We start from the raw sequence: 16613 nt of genomic DNA, 5'->3' as shown, positions 1-16613 counted from the left end.
TAGACATTTTACGTCGGCTCCATTGATTTAGATTGTCTGGTTTGGATGATTCAGAACGAATGACTGTTCAAGAACTCAACTCTCGCTGAGCGCGACCTTCATGTCTTTGACGATGTAGATGACTTCACCGTCAGCCTCAACAATGCCGTCGGCGACGCCCATAGTCAGGCGGCGGGTCTGGATGGCTTTGGTGAAATCGATTTTGTAGGTCAGCATTTTGCGATCAGGGCGCACCATGCCGGTCAGTTTCACTTCGCCAACGCCAAGCGCATATCCGCGCCCTTGCCAGCCACGCCAGCCGAGGTTGAAACCGGTGAGTTGCCACAGACCGTCAAGGCCAAGGCAGCCGGGCATGATCGGGTTGCCGGGAAAGTGGCAATCAAAAAACCACAGATCAGGTTTGATGTCGAATTCCGCAATCACGTGGCCTTTGCCATGTGCGCCGCCATCACCGGAAATTTCGGTAATGCGGTCCATCATCAACATCGGGGGTTCGGGCAGCTGGGCGTTGCCTTCGCCAAAAAGCTCGCCTTTGGCGCATTTTAGCAGGTCGTCACGATCAAAGCTGGTTGGATATTGCGACATGGTGCCTTTATTCCCTGTTCCTGATTATTATGGCTTGTTGCGCATTTAGCACCGCGCGCCAAACGAGGGCAAGGGCGGGGGGTAATCTGGCCCATTTGCGTTTAAGATTGAAAGATTGCACATTTCCCCCATATCATAGGCAAGTAAGGCACAGGACTCGATGATGAATCAGCACGCACACAGCGGCCAAACGGAACGCAGCACAGATTGGCTGTCAGGGGCTGGATTGCGCCCGACGCGCCAGCGCATGGCGTTGGCGGGTTTGCTGGTCGGGGACGGGCGTGACCGCCATGTCACCGCCGAGAGCCTGTTTGACGCGGCGGCCAACACTGGCGAAAAGGTGTCGCTGGCGACGGTTTACAATACCTTGCGCGCGTTTTGCGATGCGGGGCTGTTGCGAGAGATCACGGTGGATGGATCGAAAAGTTATTTTGACACCAATATGACAGATCATCCGCATTTCTATTGGGAAGACGAGCACCGCCTGAGCGATGCGCCAGCCGATCAGCTTGAAATTGCGCGGGTGCCGGATGCGCCTGCGGGTGCTGAAATTGCATCGGTGGATGTGGTGATCCGGTTGCGACGCAGCTAACGCGCGTCTTTTCGGTGCGGCTTTTACGAAATGTTAACTGTGATTGCCCCAGTGTTGGTGCATGACATATCACACGCCGCTGCCCGTCCCTGCCCATAAATTACCGGATTTTCCTTGCCATGTTGCAATTACGCTGCGTTTGGCCGATGCCCAGAGAGATCTGCTGGTACGCCATATCAGGCTGTTGCGCGATTGTGTGGCGCTGTCGAAGCGACGATGGGACTTTGTGATCCAAGCGGCGGCGGTGCTGCCGGCGGAAATGCATCTGCTGTGTGCGTTTGGGGGCGGACATCACGACGCGCGCGGCGCAATCCGCCTTGTTACGTCGACGTTTGATCGTCATGTATCGGACCATTGCGCCAGCGTGTGGTCTGACACATGCGAGGTGATTGAGGTTTCATCCCGCGTTGCGCAACTGCGGCGCAGCTTTGTTGAGGCGGCACCGGTGCGTGCGGGGCTCGTCAGCAACGTCTGCGATTGGCCTTACAGTTCGGCCCATATGGACACGGCGCAATCAGACGATATGGGCGTCGCGATGGCCTAGGGTCGGGAGCAATTAATATTGGCTCTTCTCCGCTTTGTTGAGTAAGAAAAGATGCCGACCATCAAGTAACCTGTTGATATGTTAGGTTTCTGACAACTTTACATAGGGCAGGTATATGACCATCGACATCTCGCAACATATTTTACGCCTGAAGGGGCAACGTGTAAATGAAATTGAGCTGGCTGAAGACTGTGCGAAGGTTATTGTTCAGTGCAGTCGGGATGCCCGCAGGAGCGCTATAGACCCTGCAACCGGCAAGAAGGGTAGCATCAACCAACATATTCGCCGACAAGTAAACGACATCCCGTTTTTTGGGTATCCTTGTGTGATTGAGATTGAGCTAGCGCAGGTTTTTATTAGCAAGGGTGAGCGCCGCATTGAGGCGTGTCCTTTTGTTGATAAAGGGTGCCGTTTCACCCATCGATTTTGCCATCTTATCAGTGGATTGTGCCGTCATTTATCCATTCTGGCTGTCTCCAGGCATTTAGGTATACGATGGGAGACGGTAAAGAATATCGACAAGGCATACCTGATGGAAACGCTCCCTGCGCTTGATCCCGCACAGCTTGCTGGCTTGGAATACATTGGTGTCGATGAAGTGGCCCGGGCGAAAGGTCATGACTATATGACGGTGGTCTACGATATGGTCGGAGGGCATCTGATCTGGGTGGAAGCCGGTCGAACTGCCGAAGTTTTTTCAAGGTTTTTGAAACAGCTGCGGCCAGATACAGCCCATAAAATAAAGGCCGTGTCGATGGATATGGGGCCTGCCTACCAAAAGGCTGTCAGGGAGTCCTTGCCGATGGCCGACATCGTATTTGACCGTTTCCACGTCATGAAAAACTACAGCAAGGCTATCCATAATCAGCGTCGCCTTGAGTTCAGGAAGGCCGATCAAAGTGGTAAAGAGTTGATGAAGGGCACGCATTATCTGTTGCTCAAAAATGCGGATAAGTTGAATGAAAAACAAAGTAACAAGCTGCAAACGTTGCTGGAGAGCAATAGCAACCTGAATACGCTTTACGTCTTAAAAGAACAGCTTCAGGCTCTGTGGAGCGCCCCATCATTTGAGGGGATGTCAGAGCAACTGGAAAATTGGTGCCTGATCGCAGATCAGTCACACATGCTCTATCTGAAAAAGTTCGCAAAATCCCTAAGAAAACATTGTGTGGGCATATGCAACTACGCGAAACACAAGCTGACAAGCGCCAGGATAGAGGCTGGTAATGTCAGTATAGGAATGATCCGCAAACGAGCCAGGGGCATCAGGGATACCGAATACTTCAAACTCAAAATTAGACAATCATCCATCCCAGATAATCAATCTATGTTCTATTTGAAATCCTAGAATAACTCAACAAAGCGGAGAAGAGCCTTAATATTGCATTGTCAGTTTGTCAGATTCCCCCTTTGACAAGGCGCATTTGCGCAGGAATAGTCGTTCTATTTCAAGCAGATGTAACCCAGTTCAGAGGAAAAATCCGACAAACCCGAAGGGCGGAGATTTCACATCATCTCAGTAGCTTGAGCCGCTTGCCCGTAGAACACCTATGGCCAGCGCGTCCCAAACCCCTGATATTTCGTAAAATCTCCGCTGACGACGTAATATTAATCGGTCCTGACCCTAAACTATCAAAACCACTGGCCCGGTTCCATCAACCCCAGATCAAGGAGCTGCTGGCTGTGCCATTCGAACGGTGCGGAGTTGTGCCACATGAACGTGTGGATTTCGAACGTCGATCCGGGATTGCGCTTGAGCGCCTTGGCGGTGCGGAACGAACAGACCGCCGCCGTGAGACTGTTGTGCCATGGGCAGGCGTAGGTGTTGTATTCCGGATCATTGAAGGTGTGATCGGGCCGAAACACCAGCCCCGGTTTGTTGCGAAAGATCGACACACGGTCGATGCGGTGGCGCAGGGCAGGGATGTGTTCTTCGAACCGCCAGCGCAGACCGCCGAAAAAATCCAACTGTCGTTCCAGATAATTATTCGAGCGGTCTGTGCGGGCCAAGGCGTAGTATCCGGTTTTGTCCAGATGCGCGTCCTCAATGCAGACCGCGTTGGTATTCTGCGATAGATCGCCAGTATAAAGATCGACCACATAGGTCATGACTGAATTGCGACGTTCTTGGGTATTGAACGCGATCATTTCCCCCACGGAGCGGTGTTTGTTGAACGGGTAAAACAGGAATTCGGCGTTAAAACAGTAATAAATCCAGATGTCGCCAGTGGCTTTCATCACCGCATTGAGGGCGACTTCAAGTGCTGTGGGGGTCAGCATGTCGTAGCTGACGCGGACAATCCGGTCGCCCACGTCATCGGCAATCGCAAAGTCTGGCATGGCAAAGACGACTGTGTGCTAAAAGCCCGCGTTAAGGTGATGGCGGATTGTGGCGTCCAGTTCCACGTCGTCTTCGGCAAAGATAAGCGCGACTGGTCCCTTTTTAAGCAAGGGTGCGCCGTCTTTGAGAAAGGCGGAAAGGTTGGGATAGCTGGTCATTTTGATGCTCTGCCTTATTGGGGCAAATGTGCGGTAAATTACGCTTCATTGCAAGCGGGGTTGGTGTGGGTTAAATGCCAATCTGATCTATTGGAAAGCTGCCCCTATGTCCGACTCTGACTCCAACGCTGGCCCGCCGCCAAAGAAGCTGTTTATCAAAACCTATGGCTGCCAAATGAACGTTTATGACAGTGAACGTATGGCTGAAAGCCTTGGCACACAGGGGTATGTGACAACGGACGTGGCAGCGGATGCGGACATGATCCTGCTGAACACCTGCCACATTCGTGAAAAAGCCGCCGAAAAGATGTATTCTGAACTTGGGCGCTTGAAGCCGCTTAAGGCCGACAAGCCGGACCTGAAAATTGGCGTGGCAGGATGTGTGGCGCAGGCTGAGGGTGCAGAAATTATACGTCGCCAGCCTATGGTTGATCTGGTCGTCGGGCCGCAAAGCTATCACCGCTTGCCCGCGATGGAGCAGGCTGTGGCGCGCGGGGAAAAGGCGCTGGACACGGATTTCCCCGAAGATGATAAATTCGATACGCTGAAATCACGATCCAAAGCCAAGCGTGGACCGACTGCATTTTTGACTGTGCAAGAAGGCTGCGACAAGTTTTGTGCGTTTTGCGTGGTGCCCTATACGCGCGGAGCCGAATTTAGCCGTCCGGCGGATCGTATCATCCGTGAAGCGCACGAACTGGTTGAAGCTGGCGTGCGCGAGATCACGTTGCTGGGCCAGAACGTCAACGCCTATCACGGGCACGCGGGCGGACTGGCGGGATTGATCTGGGACCTCGATAAGGTTGACGGGCTGAAGCGAATCCGGTTCACCACCAGCCACCCCAACGACATGGATGATGCGCTGATAGACGCCCATGGCACATGCGACAAGTTGATGCCCTATCTGCATTTGCCAGTGCAATCAGGGTCGGACAAAGTGCTGAAGGCGATGAACCGCAAGCACACGCGCGACCAGTATTTCGCGCTGATCGAACGGATTCGCGCAGCGCGGCCTGATTTGTTGTTGTCGGGCGATTTCATTGTCGGCTTCCCCGGTGAGACCGAGGCTGATTTCGAGGATACGATGGATTTGGTACGCACGGTTGGTTACGGGCAGGCTTATTCGTTCAAATATTCTACCCGCCCGGGCACGCCTGCTGCTGAACGTGCGCAGGTCGATGAGGACGTAAAGCTGGAGCGTTTGCATCGGCTTCAGGCGCTGCTTGGGGATCAGCAACGCGCGATTCAGGCATCAATGATCGGGCGCACGGTGAAGGTGTTGTTCGAAAAGAAGGGTCGCGAGTCGGGGCAGATGATCGGTAAATCCGAGTACCTACACGCTGTTTTTGCGGACACAACAGATGTGGCAATCGGCGATTTGCGCAAGGTAAAGATCGTGAAATCCGAAAGTAATTCACTTGGCGGCGAAATCTGCTGATCACAGCCTTTGGGTGAACTGTGACATCTAAGCAGTTGACTGTATAGGTTCAGGTGTTTTGAGACTCACACGACTTTGGCCTGAGTGATTCGAATGTACTCCATTGGTGTCTTGCCTTTCAAGGCATGATGAGGCCTGAATGTGTTGTATTTATTGACGGCTTTTCGAAGTTCAAACCGCATCGCTCCTATGCTGTCGGCAATGAGATCACGACATGCATAGAACTCTTCGCGGAAGGTGCGGTTACCGCGCTCGACACCACCGTTGTATTTTGGCCTTGCTGGCGGCAGCACAATGAGCGGGATCTCCATCTGTTCGCACGCTGTCTCAAAATCGGCCATAAACTCAGACCCGCCATCGACTTGAATTGAGATGATCTTATAGGGAGCTATTTCCACGAGTTCTTGCAAAAACCGTTTGGCAGAGCGTGCCGTGGCATTCGAATAAACTTGCGCGTGGATATGCTTGCTACACCTCTCCCAGGCTTGAAAGTGTTTGCACGTGACGCCGTTCTTCGTGGCAGTCATATGATCGATCTGCACACGCTCGCCAACCACAATATCTTTGTAATCCCTATATTTCCATCCCTTGGCATGCCCCTTGGAAAAATTACGCTTGCGCTTTTGGGGCGCAGATCTTGATCGTGTGATCAGGCCTTTTTTCCTTAGAAAGCTCAAAATGCGCCCCACGGTGCTATCGCTCATGGTTTGCTTTTTGTCGCGACGCAAGATGGCCCCTATTTTCTCCTTACCGTAGGTTTCATTGTCGCGGCGGGCCTCAAGCACCAATTGCTTTTCTGCCTCGCCCCACTGTGACTTGTTGCAGCGTTTGGGAGCCTTTGAAGGCGGTATGATTGCCTGCGCCAAATCCTTCAAAATACGCTTGTGACGGTAATATGTCGCGCGCGAGATGCTGACGAATTCAGCGCACTTTGATAGAGAAACGCCCTCTGTACGTAAGTCGTCCCATTGCCGAACCTGACCTTCGTATTTGATACGGTACACGTCCAAACATTCTTGTGTCCGCGCCCAAGCATAAAGTTTATAAACGTTCTTGTGCAGTCCGATGATTTGCATATTGGCCTCGTGAGCTGGTTTCTTTCAATTCTCAGTCTCCGAGGTCGCCTAAATCTTGGCAACAAAATTTTGTCTCACATCTATCTGAACTTATTCATGACGATCGTGGCGATTATGACTTGCCCACAGGCCAATCACGCTTGTTAGCCACATATTGTCGCCAAATTGGACACAATATGTGGTGTTTTTAACTTCCAATATGTCTAAAGTTTGTTATACTGCTGCGCCTGAATTGACCTGACGATTTTGTGCCTGCGATTCACTTCGTCGCATGGCCAAAGGCGGTTCAGTCTGTATTTTGAGTTTATGAGCAAGCAATACAAAACAGTCTCCTTATCCGACGAGCAGCGCATAGCACTTGAAGCGCTTTGCCGCCGCCGCAAAGTTGACGCCCTTGTTTGGAAACGGGCGCGCGCGTTTCTTCTTTTGGACGCAGGAGAAGACGCTGGAACGGTTTGCCGGATTTTGGATATTGGCCCGACAGTTTTGACGGAGTGGCGATTTGCCTTTGCCGGTGCGGGACTATCGTTTTTCGGTCTGAAGGACTACAGCCAGCGTCAGGGTCATTTGTCCGTCGTGCAAGAGCAGGCGGTGAGAGCCCATTTCACCGCGCAGCCTGCCCGCAATGCCGATGAGGTCTGTGCCTATGTTCTAGCCGAGTGCGACCAAAACTACAGCACGTCGGGAGCCGCCAAGCTGATGCGCCGCCTGGGGTTCGCGTATAAGAAACCACAATTGCTGCCTGCACAGGCCGATGAAGCCAAGCAGGCTGCGTTTATTGCCAAATATGAGGCCCTGATGAACGGGTTGGCCGCAGATGAGATGGTTGTCTTTTCGGACGCTGTCCACCCCGAACACCAGAGCCGCCCCGCCCATGGTTGGTTCCCCAAGGGACAAAAGACGGCCCTGAAGGCGACATCAGGGCGCAAGCGGCTCAACATTCAGGGCGCGCTTGACCTTGAGACTTTCCAGTTCACCTTTGTGGAAGGCGAGAAGATCAATGCCCAGACAACCCGACAGATGCTGGAAAAGTTGGAACGCAACAACCAAACCAAGACGGCCATCCACGTCTTTGTCGACAATGCCCGCTATCATCATGCCAAGATACTACAGCCATGGCTGGACAGCCCAGAACGTCGGGTGAAGTTGCATTTCTTGCCAGCATATGCCCCGCACCTCAACCCGATCGAGCGTCTTTGGGGTGTTATGCACAAATGGGTCACCCACAATCGGCACTATGCAACGTTCAACCAATTCACAGAGGCCATTTTCGACTTCTTCCGCAAGACCCTGCCAGAAAAATAGCCAGAGTTCCGCGACACCGTCACCGACAACTTCCGCGTCATATCGCTCAAGGAATACAAAGTGATTTGAGGGGAAAACCTCAGGTCAATTCAGGCGCGGGAGTATAATTAAAATTACTGCTCTAACGCATACTACACGACTCTTGTGATTATGTGTGGAATTAGTATCCACGGTGAGACAGCGGCGTTTGGGTCTGACCTGAGCAGTTTACGGAGCTGATCGAAGCCAATTCGAAAGAATGACTTTGCAAAATATCCGTGTTTTTTCCGCTTCATTTTCCCGCCTCCAATAAGCTTTGTGGCGGTTTTAGATGCCCATGCAACCGCGAGCGCAACGCCCCCTACAAGAAGCTCAAGTTTTTTGGAGATGGTCAGTCGTGTGTCTTCAAGATTGAAGCCGCGTGTCTTTGTGTCGCCAAAGAGGCTCTCAATGGCCCATCTTTTCTTGTAGGTGGCGAGGGCCCGATGTGCGGGCCGGTTAGAGACGACGATCAAAAGCTCACCCCCCTTGATGCGCTTTGCAGCAAAGCTAAACCACGTGGCCTCCCCCAAATTGTTGCCTCCAAATCGGGCATCAAAGTTGCGCTTACCGCGACAGGTGCGCAACAAGGTGCTTAGATTTTGCGTTTTCCCGTCCTGTGTGGTCACAAGTTGGTTTGCTTTGATACGGATGACAAATGGGACGTTGTTTTTATGAAGAAAATCCGTAACTCCCAAGGACCCCATCGGATATCGGGTTTTGTGTTGCCCTTGCGACGTTAGAGCCGAGCGATGATCTGTTGTGGTGATAGGGTGAGTGTTTCGAGGATATTGCCCCCGTGTTTTCTGACCGTCGAGATGACGGATCTGATGTCAGCGAAGACCTGCGCGCCCTCGAGGGTGCGGAAAGTTCCCGAGATTTTCATGCGCAACTTCATCATGCGCAGGTCCCGTTCGGCCTGATTGTTGGTGAAGGGAACTGTGAAGTCCGTAAGGAACCTTAGGACGTCATCACGGTAGTCGCGCAAGCGGACCAGAAGGTTATGGCCTGGCCGCCTGGCTTTTCGGCCTCGCGCACCAGTGCGTCTAGCCAGTGGGTCTTGTCGCTCATGGAAGGCGAGGCCCTCGGTGAGGATCGCCATGTATTTGGTGAGGATGTCGTGGTGAACCGACGTGGGGAGTTCGGTCTCGCCTCGCCCCTGAGCCGCGCACTTGAGCTGATTGGCGCTGTTGAGCAGCACGCTCATCGCGCACGCCCACGGCTCCTTTTCGATTTCTTCGATGGCCTTGAGTTCCCGTAAATGATGCGCCCCGCACAGGGCGTGCGCGTCCACCCCACTCATATGGGCGTAATAGGACTTCCAGTGGTCATGAACAATTGTCCCGCCGGTCAGGAAGGATGGAACAGCACCGCGCTTGGCGCTGATGCGATAATGCGTGAAGGCGAGATCGCTGATTGAGTGCAGCCAGTGCAGCTTACCATCAACACGAAGTCCGGTCTCATCCAGATGCCGAACGCCGCCTTCATTGAGCCGGGCCAGAATGTGTTCGACGACGCCACCCAAGGTACGCGCTGTGCCGTTCACCCAGTTGGTCACGCTGGCCGCGCATAGGCTGGTGGCACCAAACAAATCACGCAGGAGTTGGCAGACCCGATCCTCGGGGATCAGCTGCTGAACATTGCAGTAGACCGCCGCCGCCCGAATGCGCTTACCGTATTGCACGTGTGCATTCACGCCATCGGGAAAGGTGGCTGTCGTCGTGGCTCGGCAATGGCCACAACAATAAATCGCTGCCTGATGCTCTGTGACCTCCAGACGCGGCACCGGTATGTCATAAACCTGACGCCTCTCCACCGCCTTGATCATCCCAGCCGTCAAGCCATGCTGACAGGTGCCACAGGCCTCAGCCTCATGTCGCTCCACAAAGTCAGGCGTTGCTGTCTGACGTAGGGTGTCGCCTCGGTGGCCAACTTAACCACCACTTTTCTTACCGGACTTACCACGCAGGCTACGCGGTACCGGCTTCTTCAACCCATCACTCGAAGGCGGCTTGCTGCTATTACTGCTGTTCTTGGTCAACTGACGCCGCAGATCCGCATTCTCTTGCGCCATGCTCGCCAACGCGGCTTCCAACTCGGCGATCCTGCGCAGAGCCGTGGCGAGGAGTTGTTCAAGAGCAGTAACTTGGTCCATTCCACCAATGATTCAGAGAAATCGTCACAGCGCCACGAAATTCAGACCACAACAGAAAATTCATGCGCCTAATAACCAAGGAGACCTTGGATTCAAACATCAAAACTGACAAAAACCCGTTATCGGCTGGGGTGCTTGGGAGTTACGAAAATCCAACCATTGTGCTCCAATGAATTCCCGGTCCGCTAACAAGAACTTGATGGTGGAGACCTCAAACACCGACAGATAAGGTTTCATCAAGGCAATGCGCTGAGCAGTATCGCTGTTCCCTGCACGCCCCAAAACGCTCCACATCAACGGAATACGGTGGCGGCGTGTGACAAGGGCTAAGACCAAGAAGTTGACATGGCGTTGGCCAATTTTCCAATTTGTTCGGTCCAAGCATAAATGCCAGGTGGGGCCAGAACCAATCATTTTAACAAGCAAGGGGGCCGCCCAATCCGAGCCAAGATCAACATGCTGGAAAAAGCGTTGTAGGCGACGGTAGGTGCTTTCAACCTTGCTATCGGTAGGAAACTCACAGGCCAGATGGCTCAAATTTACCGTCCGGGCATTCACCATTCCCATGATCAAGAGGCACATCGTTTCAAGGCGACTGTTGCTCAACTCTAAATGGGGGGATAACCTCTTCTTGAGGGTCGTCAGGGCTTTCGTGATCATCAGTGGAACCTTTTTTAGCGATAAGAGTCCGCTCCTAAATCACCTTCTGGCACCCTCAAACACCCTACTGTCGTGTAGTATGGCTCTAACGTTCATGGGACTTGCAGTACCAGGGTGTGTCGACGGTCAACGCACCGGATCCGAACGCTGGGTCGACCATGGTGTCGATTCCAAGAGCTTGACGCAGCTTGTCGCGGGCATCTGGGTTGATCCCAATGGATGTGACCATTGGATCATCGACGATGGGGTTGAAGGTTATCTGTCTGAACGTCTGACTCCTGATGGGCGTCCGGTTTGTTCTGGTGTGGCACCTCCGTCGACCGCAGTGGGGCCATTTTTGGCTGGCTCACCAATTGGTGACCCGCTCTGAATTGTGAGCAAAATGAGAACCATGGGGTCGCAGCACTGTCTGCGGCCCTTTTTCGTTCTACCTCAAGACAAATGCGCTTGCGCGTTGGCGCGCGAGTTGCCACCATTGGATAAACCCTAAGTTTCGGAGAGTTGATTGGCCACCATCACGACGCCCCCAACCGCATACGAACTGGACGCAGCACCTGTGGTGCTTGAATTTCCAGATAATTTTTTACTGATTGATCTGTGTGGAGAGCATGACCGCAACCTTGCGGATGTTGAATTGAAACTTGGCGTGCAGGTTGTGAGGCGGGGTAATCATCTGTCCATTCACGGCGATCCTGATGCATCCAAAGAAGCTGGTGAGGTTCTTACCGCGTTGTATGAGCGCCTTGAGGCGGGGCGCGCGGTTGAGCCGGGTGATATCGAGAGAGAGGTCCGCATGGGCGCGTCTGAAAAGGGGACGGGCACGACTGTCGGGGATCAGATGGATCTGGGTGTCGGTGATCGTGTGGAGATCAAAACCCGCAAGAAGATGGTTGAGCCGCGCACGGCGGCACAAAAGGCCTACGTGCAATCGCTGTTCAAGAATGAGCTGGCATTCGGCATTGGTCCCGCCGGAACGGGCAAGACCTATCTGGCTGTCGCGGTCGGTGTGAATCTGTTTATTGGCGGGCATGTGGACAAGATTATCCTGTCGCGTCCAGCCGTTGAGGCGGGTGAAAAACTCGGCTATCTTCCGGGGGACATGAAAGACAAGGTCGATCCGTATATGCAGCCGCTTTATGATGCGCTGGATGATTTTCTGCCGAAAAAGCAGGTGGAAAAGCTGATTGAGGAAAAGAAGATCGAAATTGCGCCGCTTGCGTTTATGCGCGGTCGCACGTTGAGCCACGCGTTTGTGGTTCTGGACGAAGCGCAGAATGCCACGACGATGCAAATGAAAATGTTCCTGACCCGTCTGGGCGAGGGATCGCGCATGGTCATCACCGGCGATCGCACCCAGATAGATTTGCCGCGCGGCGTCAGTTCCGGCCTTCGCGATGCCGAACGGCTGCTGTCGCATATCCCGAAGATTGATTTCAATTACTTCACATCCAAGGACGTGGTGCGCCATCCTCTCGTGGCGGCGATTATCGAAGCCTATGAAGCGGATGAACCCGCGACGTGATTGTCGAGTGTGTGATCGAGGACAATCGCTGGGATGGGCTGGATGCCTTGGCTGATCGCGCAGCACGCGCCGCACTGTCAGGTGTTGGATTGGAGGCCGCGGCGTTCGAGATCTCCCTTTTGGCCTGTGATGACGCCCGCATCTGTGTGCTGAACGCCGATTTCCGCCAAAAAGGCACGCCGACGAACGTGCTGTCTTGGCCATCAAACGAACGCGGCGCTGAGGCGGATGGTGACATGCCAGTGCAGCCTCAGTTGCCGCAAGACACCGAATTGGGCGATATTGCGATCTCGTATGATACCTGTGCGCGTGAAGCCGCCCAGTCTGGCACGCCGTTTGCGGACCATGTGACGCATCTTATTGTGCACGGAACCCTTCATTTGTTGGGGTTCGATCACCTGCGTGACCTTGATGGTGCATTAATGGAAGGATTAGAGACAGAAATCCTTGGTAAACTGGACATCGCTGACCCATATTTGTAAGGACAGCTTCTTGGGCGCGCAACCTGCGGCCCTTATTGGATACGGAGAGAATGGGCGACACGACAGACGGTTCTTCTAGTGCTGCGCAAAGCGCGCGGCCAGACACCCCAAAGATTGAGCGCGGCTTTTTTGGCCGTATCGTCGAGGCGCTTAGCCCCTCTGACACCCCCGAAGATGTGACCCCTTTGGTCGGATACGTCCCGCGTGAAGCGCGCGGGATGATGAACTTGCGCCGTATGCGGGTTGAGGATGTTATGATCCCGAAGGCCGATATTGTGGCCGTTCCGGTGACAATCAGCCGCAATGATCTGGTGCAGGTGTTTCGCGACAACGGCATGACGCGACTGCCGGTTTTCGACGGCACGCTGGATACACCCATCGGATTCGTGAATCTGAAAGATTTCGCGCTGATGTACGGGTTTAACGGAAAATCCAAAACATTCGATCTGCGCGATCTGTCACGTGAATTGCTGTTCGTACCGCCGTCCATGCCGCTTGGTGTGTTGTTGCAAAAAATGCAGGCAGAGCGGATTCACATGGCGCTGGTCATCGATGAATATGGCGGCACCGACGGGCTTGTGACGATTGAAGACCTGCTTGAACAGGTCGTCGGTGAGATCGAGGACGAGCATGACACCGATGAAGACGCGCTTTGGGTGGAAGAAAAGCCCGGCGTCTATATGGTTGAGGCCAAGGCGCCTTTGGATGAATTCGAGGCCGAAATCGGGATGCCCCTGACAGAGCATGAAGAGATCGACGAAGAGGAAATCGATACGTTGGGCGGCTTGGTCTTTATGCTGGCAGGTCACGTGCCTGCGCGCGGTGAGGTGATCCAGCACCCCGAAGGTCCCGAGTTTGAGGTCGTAGAAGCAGACCCCCGCCGCATTAAACGGTTGCGCGTGCGCGTCGCCGGATCTGCAAAAAGCTGAGCGTGCCATGAGGCTGCACCCCCGCGATCTAAGCACGCGGTTCGCGGCGTCGCCGCGGATCGTGCGGCGGCTGGTGCCAATTGGGTTGGGCGCGTTTGCAGCGCTCGGTCATGAGGCGTGGATGTCAGGGGGCTTGGCGGTCACGGTGGCTTTAGTCCTCGCGTTTCTGATTGTTCCCAGCCATCGCCGCGCTGCGGCTTGGTTCGGCTGGTTGCTAGGTCTGTGTTATTTCGCGGTGACACTGCGCTGGCTGGTTGAACCGTTCTTGGTGGACCCCGAGCGTCACGGCTGGATGGCGCCCTTTGCGATCATTTTGATGGCGGGGGGGCTGGCGCTGTTCTGGGCGCTGGCGTTCTGGCTGGCGCGGTGGATCGCGGGGCGCGGGGCGTTGGTGATGCTGTGGCTTCCGATAACGCTCGCGGCGATGGAACTGGCGCGTGGTCACGTGCTGAGCGGATTTCCCTGGGGCTTGCTGTCATACACCCTGATTGGCGGTGCGGGCAGCGTACTGTTTGCCAGTGTTGGCCCCTATGGCACGTCGCTGGTGCTGGTCGCTGTCGCCGGATCAATCGCCTATTGTCTGTCCGTCGGACGCTGGACTGTCTGGGCGGGTCAAGGAGCGGTATTTGTCGTCGTTATCGGTTTGATGATGTGGTCGGTTACGGGTGGGGCAGTTTCAATTGCCCAGACACCGCAAACGCTTGTCCGGCTGATCCAACCCAATGCGCCGCAACACCAAAAGTGGGACCGCGACTGGATGGCGGTTTTCTTTGATCGCGCGATTGAACAGACCGCTGGGGGGGACCCACCCGACGTGGTGATCTGGCCGGAAACGTCGATTCCGGCCATGCTGGATTATGCCCAGCCGTGGATTGAACAGATGTCGATTGCCGCGCGGGGGGCGCCTGTTGTGGCAGGTATTCAACGCCGCGAAGGCGCGGATTATTTTAACTCGGCCATTCTGATCGAGGGGCCACAAGCGGTGGCTGCGATATCTGACAAATCTCATTTGGTGCCGTTCGGTGAATACATCCCGTTGGCGTGGCTGCTGGAACCGCTTGGGCTTGGCGCGTTGGTTGAACAGGTCGCGGGATTCACGCCCGGTGTGGGTGACGGGATGATGCAGATTGACGGGCTCGGCCTTGTGCGGGTGTTGATCTGTTATGAGGGGATTTTCCCCGAAGACATGCAGCGCGGCGATGTGCGGCCTGACGTGTTGTTGATCATCACCAATGATGCATGGTTTGGCAAAGGTGCCGGCCCGCGTCAGCATTTGGTGCAGGCGCAGGCGCGGGCGATTGAACAGGGTTTGCCGGTGATACGGGCGGCCAACACTGGCATTTCTGCCGTTATCACGCCTTTGGGCGACATCGAGGCGCAGCTTCCCCTAAACGAGGCGGCATATCTTGATGCCTCGGTTCCGGCGGCATTGCCACCGACACTGTATGCACGGATGGGCGACTGGCCACTGACAGTGTTGCTGAGCATCTGCATATTGGCCGGTGGAGTGGCGCGGCGACGCTTTGTCGTTGACCTAGGTGGGGGCCAAGGATAGCCCAATTACACGTATTTTATCCACAACGGCTTCCTGAAGTGGATCGACATTTAAACTGGAGCAGTATCATGTCACGTAGTAACCACACATTCACCTCGGAATCCGTATCCGAGGGGCATCCCGATAAGGTATGCGACCGCATTTCAGACGCCGTTCTTGACGCGATGATTGCAATAGAACCCGAAGCCCGCGTCGCGGCAGAAACCTTTGCCACCACCAACCGCGTGGTGATTGGTGGCGAGATTGGGTTATCTGACCCGAACAAACTGGCCAGCATGATGGATGACATCGACCGCATCACGCGCGCGTGCATCAAAGACATTGGCTATGAGCAAGACAAGTTCCACTGGAACACGGTTGAGGTCACGAACCTGCTGCACGAACAATCCGCGCATATTGCCCAAGGTGTTGATGCGTCGGGCGACAAAGACGAGGGCGCTGGCGACCAAGGCATTATGTTTGGCTATGCCGCCAACGAGACGCCAGAGTTGATGCCTGCGCCTGTGCATTATGCCCACGCAATTCTGCGCCGCTTGGCTGAAGTACGCAAGAATGGCACTGAACCGACGCTTGGCCCAGATGCAAAATCGCAGCTGTCTGTGCGGTACGAAGGCAGCATGCCAGTTGGCGTGTCATCTATCGTTCTGTCTACGCAGCATCTCGATGAAACTATGACCAGCGCAGATGTCCGCGCCGTTGTTGAGCCCTATATCCGTGAGGTTCTGCCCGAGGGGTGGATCGACCTCAACACCGCGTGGCACGTGAACCCGACGGGTAAGTTTGTGATCGGCGGGCCGGATGGTGACGCGGGTCTGACGGGGCGCAAGATTATCGTCGACACCTATGGCGGTGCAGCACCCCACGGTGGCGGCGCGTTTTCGGGCAAAGATCCGACGAAAGTTGACCGTTCTGCCGCCTACGTTGCGCGCTATCTGGCGAAAAATGTTGTCGCGGCTGGTATGGCGACGCGCTGCACGGTGCAATTGTCTTATGCGATTGGTGTTGCCAGTCCATTGTCAATTTATGTAGACACCCACGGCACCGGCGAGGTTGAAGCCTCTGCGATCGAGATCGCGATCCCGAAGGTTATTGATCTGACCCCACGCGGCATTCGCACGCATCTGCAGCTGAACAAGCCGATCTACCAGCGCACGGCGGCTTATGGCCACTTTGGCCGCGCACCGGAAGCGGATGGCGGGTTTTCTTGGGAAGCGACAGATTTGGTCGAGGCGCTGAAAAAGGCTGTTTGACCT

The 16613-nt window shown here is 54.6% G+C and carries 15 protein-coding genes, 3 pseudogenes and 1 riboswitch; of the genes and pseudogenes, 11 read left to right on the top strand and 7 right to left on the bottom strand.

Features of this window, described 5'->3' with window-relative positions; translation table 11 throughout:
• Positions 1-75 precede the first annotated feature (75 nt).
• Positions 76-585, bottom strand: a complete 510-nt coding sequence (gene fabA / locus OA238_RS16795) for a bifunctional 3-hydroxydecanoyl-ACP dehydratase/trans-2-decenoyl-ACP isomerase (protein WP_015496089.1) — start codon at positions 583-585, stop codon at positions 76-78.
• A 160-nt stretch (positions 586-745) separates the two neighbouring features.
• On the opposite strand from fabA, the gene irrA reads away from it, so the two are divergent.
• The 3 genes from irrA to OA238_RS16780 all read left to right on the top strand — a co-directional run bounded on the left by irrA (position 746) and on the right by OA238_RS16780 (position 3069).
• On the top strand, positions 746-1177 hold the full coding sequence (irrA, locus tag OA238_RS16790) for an iron response transcriptional regulator IrrA (RefSeq protein ID WP_015496088.1): 432 nt from the start codon (positions 746-748) through the stop codon (positions 1175-1177).
• A 61-nt stretch (positions 1178-1238) separates the two neighbouring features.
• Positions 1239-1721: a hypothetical protein gene (locus OA238_RS16785; RefSeq protein WP_083906762.1), complete on the top strand. Its 483-nt coding sequence runs from the start codon at positions 1239-1241 to the stop codon at positions 1719-1721.
• Positions 1722-1836: 115 nt separating this feature from the next.
• A complete protein-coding gene (locus OA238_RS16780) occupies positions 1837-3069 on the top strand; it encodes an ISL3 family transposase (RefSeq protein WP_015496086.1) in 1233 nt (410 codons plus the stop codon).
• A gap of 284 nt (positions 3070-3353) precedes the next feature.
• On the opposite strand, the pseudogene OA238_RS16775 reads toward OA238_RS16780, so the two are convergent.
• Positions 3354-4220: pseudogene (locus OA238_RS16775) on the bottom strand (hypothetical protein).
• Positions 4221-4326: 106 nt separating this feature from the next.
• Between OA238_RS16775 and miaB the strand changes: the two are divergent.
• Positions 4327-5658, top strand: a complete 1332-nt coding sequence (gene miaB / locus OA238_RS16770; RefSeq protein ID WP_015496084.1) for a tRNA (N6-isopentenyl adenosine(37)-C2)-methylthiotransferase MiaB — start codon at positions 4327-4329, stop codon at positions 5656-5658.
• A gap of 65 nt (positions 5659-5723) precedes the next feature.
• Here the strand turns inward: miaB and OA238_RS16765 are convergent, their stop codons facing one another.
• Positions 5724-6734, bottom strand: coding sequence for an integrase core domain-containing protein (locus OA238_RS16765; protein WP_015496083.1), 1011 nt, complete (start codon positions 6732-6734; stop codon positions 5724-5726).
• Positions 6735-7040: 306 nt separating this feature from the next.
• Between OA238_RS16765 and OA238_RS16760 the strand changes: the two are divergent.
• Positions 7041-8108 (top strand): annotated as a pseudogene (locus tag OA238_RS16760) (IS630 family transposase).
• Positions 8109-8170: 62 nt separating this feature from the next.
• Here the strand turns inward: OA238_RS16760 and OA238_RS16755 are convergent.
• The 4 genes and pseudogenes from OA238_RS16755 to OA238_RS16740 all read right to left on the bottom strand — a co-directional run bounded on the left by OA238_RS16755 (position 8171) and on the right by OA238_RS16740 (position 10872).
• Entirely contained in the window at positions 8171-8764 is a 594-nt protein-coding gene (locus OA238_RS16755) for a transposase (protein ID WP_044036423.1), read from the bottom strand.
• Between the two features lie 32 nt (positions 8765-8796).
• Positions 8797-9975, bottom strand: a pseudogene (tnpC, locus tag OA238_RS16750) (IS66 family transposase); the annotation flags it as partial.
• 15 nt (positions 9976-9990) lie between these two features.
• On the bottom strand, positions 9991-10212 hold the full coding sequence (locus OA238_RS33940) for a DUF6444 domain-containing protein (protein ID WP_051076388.1): 222 nt from the start codon (positions 10210-10212) through the stop codon (positions 9991-9993).
• Positions 10213-10311: 99 nt separating this feature from the next.
• Positions 10312-10872: a hypothetical protein gene (locus OA238_RS16740; protein WP_245581334.1), complete on the bottom strand. Its 561-nt coding sequence runs from the start codon at positions 10870-10872 to the stop codon at positions 10312-10314.
• Positions 10873-10966: 94 nt separating this feature from the next.
• On the opposite strand from OA238_RS16740, the gene OA238_RS33935 reads away from it, so the two are divergent.
• The 6 genes from OA238_RS33935 to metK all read left to right on the top strand — a co-directional run bounded on the left by OA238_RS33935 (position 10967) and on the right by metK (position 16610).
• A complete protein-coding gene (locus OA238_RS33935) occupies positions 10967-11242 on the top strand; it encodes a hypothetical protein (RefSeq protein ID WP_051076509.1) in 276 nt (91 codons plus the stop codon).
• 135 nt (positions 11243-11377) lie between these two features.
• Complete coding sequence (locus tag OA238_RS16730; RefSeq protein WP_015496082.1) at positions 11378-12394, top strand: PhoH family protein; 1017 nt, start codon at positions 11378-11380, stop codon at positions 12392-12394.
• Positions 12391-12876, top strand: coding sequence for an rRNA maturation RNase YbeY (ybeY, locus tag OA238_RS16725; protein WP_044037038.1), 486 nt, complete (start codon positions 12391-12393; stop codon positions 12874-12876). The genes OA238_RS16730 and ybeY overlap by 4 nt, the downstream gene beginning before the upstream one ends.
• 50 nt (positions 12877-12926) lie before the next feature.
• Positions 12927-13805, top strand: a complete 879-nt coding sequence (locus OA238_RS16720) for a hemolysin family protein (protein WP_015496080.1) — start codon at positions 12927-12929, stop codon at positions 13803-13805.
• A 7-nt stretch (positions 13806-13812) separates the two neighbouring features.
• Positions 13813-15360 carry an apolipoprotein N-acyltransferase gene (lnt, locus tag OA238_RS16715; RefSeq protein WP_015496079.1) on the top strand — a complete coding sequence of 516 codons (1548 nt, stop codon included), beginning with the start codon at positions 13813-13815 and terminating at the stop codon, positions 15358-15360.
• A 14-nt stretch (positions 15361-15374) separates the two neighbouring features.
• A riboswitch (SAM-SAH riboswitch) is annotated at positions 15375-15423 on the top strand.
• 5 nt (positions 15424-15428) lie between these two features.
• Positions 15429-16610 carry a methionine adenosyltransferase gene (gene metK, locus OA238_RS16710; protein WP_015496078.1) on the top strand — a complete coding sequence of 394 codons (1182 nt, stop codon included), beginning with the start codon at positions 15429-15431 and terminating at the stop codon, positions 16608-16610.
• Positions 16611-16613: the final 3 nt, after the last annotated feature.

This window comes from Octadecabacter arcticus 238 (assembly GCF_000155735.2).
GTDB lineage: Bacteria > Pseudomonadota > Alphaproteobacteria > Rhodobacterales > Rhodobacteraceae > Octadecabacter > Octadecabacter arcticus.
Note: the sequence above shows the minus strand (reverse complement) of the source record. Positions and strands in the feature narration are given on the sequence as shown.